At 66.1% G+C, this 2,728-nt stretch carries 3 protein-coding genes and 1 pseudogene; 2 read left to right on the forward strand and 2 right to left on the reverse strand.

What is annotated here, in order from left to right:
* On the reverse strand, nt 1-449 hold a 449-nt coding region (locus MOV75_RS33605; protein ID WP_247007483.1), incomplete at its 3' end, for an enoyl-CoA hydratase-related protein.
* Nucleotides 450-563: 114 nt separating this feature from the next.
* Here MOV75_RS33605 and MOV75_RS33610 point away from each other — a divergent pair.
* Nucleotides 564-2,153 (forward strand): gamma-glutamyltransferase family protein, encoded by a 1,590-nt coding sequence (locus tag MOV75_RS33610; RefSeq protein ID WP_246922590.1) that lies wholly within the window; start codon nt 564-566, stop codon nt 2,151-2,153.
* A 158-nt stretch (nt 2,154-2,311) separates the two neighbouring features.
* Nucleotides 2,312-2,536: a hypothetical protein gene (locus tag MOV75_RS33615; RefSeq protein ID WP_246922593.1), complete on the forward strand. Its 225-nt coding sequence runs from the start codon at nt 2,312-2,314 to the stop codon at nt 2,534-2,536.
* A gap of 54 nt (nt 2,537-2,590) precedes the next feature.
* Here the strand turns inward: MOV75_RS33615 and MOV75_RS33620 are convergent.
* Nucleotides 2,591-2,728: pseudogene (locus MOV75_RS33620) on the reverse strand (FAD-dependent oxidoreductase); the annotation flags it as partial.

Below are 2,728 nucleotides of genomic sequence, written 5' to 3' on the forward strand. Positions count from 1 at the left end.
ATCAGCCGCGGCAGCAGCCAGGTCGAGCCGAGATCCGGCACCAGAGCGATGCGGCTGAACACCTGGATGAAGCTCGCCGACCGGGCCGCGACGATCATGTCGCCGGCCATCGCCAGGCTGAAGCCGCCGCCGGCGGCGACGCCATTGACTGCCACGACAACAGGTACCCGGCATTCACGCAACGCCTTGAAGGTCGGCCAGTAGAAGCGCATGACACCGGCCGCGATGTCTTCGCCGAGCGCCTCCGACGCCTTCAAATTCTGCCCTGAGCAAAAACCGCGCCCGGCGCCGGTGAGGATCAAGGCTCGAATCCCCTCGTCCTCGGTCATCTCGCCGATGGCGTCCGCGAGCGCGCCGAGCAGGTCCGGCGTCATCGCGTTCAGGCTTGCCGGCTCGTCGAGCGTCAGGATCCCGACCGCGCCCTCCCGCGCCTGTTTCACACCAGCCATGTCGCGCCTCCCTTTCGATGTTCTCGTTGTCGGCAATGTGCCATTGTCCGCGCGCTCCGCCAATCGCGGAGCAAGTCAGCGCAACGAAGCCAGCACAGAACATCAAGCGACATCATGCCTCATCAGTTCAGCCTCAACCAAACCATCCGCAAGCCCGCCGTCACGTCCAAGGGCGGCATCGTCGCCTCGCAATCGCGGCGGGCGGCCGAAGTGGGAGCGCAGGTGTTGGCGGCGGGCGGCGACTGCGTGGACGCGATCGTGGCAACCACCATGGCGCTGAACGTGCTGGAGCCCTGGAACAGCGGCATCGGCGGCGGCGGTGCGATGGTGCTCTACCGTGCCAAGGAAAATCGCACCGAGGTGATCGATTACGGTATGTGCGCGCCGCAGAGCCTGCGTGCTGCCGACTATCCGCTCAGCGGCGAAGGCGCTGCTTCCGATCTCTTCCCCTGGCCGCGGGTCAAGGATGATCGCAACATCCATGGCCCCGGCTCGATTGCCGTCCCCGGCGTCGTTGCCGGAATGGAAGAGGCGCATCGCCGCTACGCAAAGATGCCGTGGAAGGATCTGGTCGCACCGGCAGCCAGGCTCGCCGGCGAAGGCCTGCTGGTCGATTGGTGGACCACGGGTACGATCTCGGGCTCGGCCGCCGATCTCAGACGCTATCCCGCGAGCGCGGCCGCATATTTGAAAGACGGCCTGCCGCCGAGCGCGCCATGGGGCATCAAGGCCGAAACGCGGCTGCCGCAGGACTCGCTGAAAGCGACGCTGTCGCATCTCGCCGAGGCCGGCCCGCGCGATTTCTACCAGGGCGATCTCGCCAGGAGCATCGCCTCCGACATCAAGGCCGATGGCGGATCGCTGTCGGTGGAGGATCTCGCCGCATTCCGCGCTCATCTGCGCGAGCCGCTGGCGATCCCCTATCGCGAGGGCAAGGTGTTCGCGACACCGGAGCTCACCGCGGGGCCGACGATGGCGCATGCGCTGCGCCTGTTGCAGCAGAGCCTGAAGCCGGCAAGCGCGCCGGACGCGACCGCCTATGTCGAATATGCACTCGCCTTGCAAGCAGCCTTCCGCGAGCGGCTCAAGGACATGGGCGATGCCGACGGCAAGCGCTCGCTTGGCGCCGAATATCTGGCGCCGGCCTGCACCACGCATTTCTCGGTGGTCGATCGTCACGGCAACATCGCGGCGGTGACGCAGACGCTTCTGTCGTCCTTCGGCTCGAGATATGTGACACCGCACACCGGTATCACCATGAACAACGGCATCATGTGGTTCGATCCGACGCCCGGCACGACCAACTCGCTCGCCCCCGGCAAGCGCTGTCTTTGCAACTACACGCCCGTCATCGCCGAGACGAAGGATGGCAAGCGCCTCGCCGTCGGCGCCTCCGGCGGACGCCGTATTCTGCCCTCCGTGATGCAGCTCGTCTCCTTCGCGATGGATTTCGGCATGGATCTCGATGCCGCCATCCACCAGCCGCGCATAGACGCCAGCGAAGGTGCGGTCGTGATCGGAGACGCCCGACTGCCGGAGGACGTGCGCAAGACGCTGGCCGCGCGCTTCGACTATGAAGAGACCCAGGTGCAGACGTTGCCGCAGAAATTCGCCTGCCCCAGCGTGGTGATGCGCGTGGGCGACACCAATTCCGGCGCGGTCGAGATCTTTCAGCCCTGGGCCGAGGCCGTCGCGGAAGGCTGAGCGCATCGATCGATGCAGGATTGTGCCAGCGCGCGTTGAGCGCTCGCGCGATTACGTATCTGCGCGAGCGTCACGACTCCTCCACATTCGCAGGGAACTTAGCTTGGCGCCGTTCATTGATTGAACGGACAAGTGCGCTCGCCCCCAGTGGAGGACATATGAAGAAACTTGCGCTCGCCGCGTCGCTGATCATTGCGGCCGGCTTCACACTCAGCAGCCCTGCACTGGCCAAAGGCGGGCATGGACATGGTCACGGTCATGGCCATGGCCATTCGATGGGCCATCATCACCATGGCACGCCGCCGGGATGGCACCACGGACGCAAGGTCGGCTGGCGCGGTCACGGGTGCCCGCCCGGCCTGTGGAAGCAAGGCCGTTGCTGACGCCCTATATCCGCCGATGATGCAAGGCGTCGCCTGAAGCCGGGCGGCGCCTTTTCAAATGCCGAGCCGGTCGCGCACGCGGCCCGCGATCACCGCGGTCGTCACCCCGACCGGCCAGAATGCGTGCATCGGGATCGGCTTGATGCCGGTAACCGGCATGTCGATCTCGGCCTTGGCGCCGCCGATCAGGCG

Source organism: Bradyrhizobium sp. PRIMUS42 (assembly GCF_023006515.1).
In the GTDB taxonomy this organism is placed as follows: domain Bacteria; phylum Pseudomonadota; class Alphaproteobacteria; order Rhizobiales; family Xanthobacteraceae; genus Bradyrhizobium.

What these genes read in the sequence shown, in the direction of transcription:
- MOV75_RS33610 (WP_246922590.1), top strand. Translation starts at nt 564, where the DNA reads ATGCCTCATCAGTTCAGCCTCAACCAAACCATCCGCAAGCCCGCCGTC.
- MOV75_RS33615 (WP_246922593.1), top strand. Translation starts at nt 2,312, where the DNA reads ATGAAGAAACTTGCGCTCGCCGCGTCGCTGATCATTGCGGCCGGCTTC.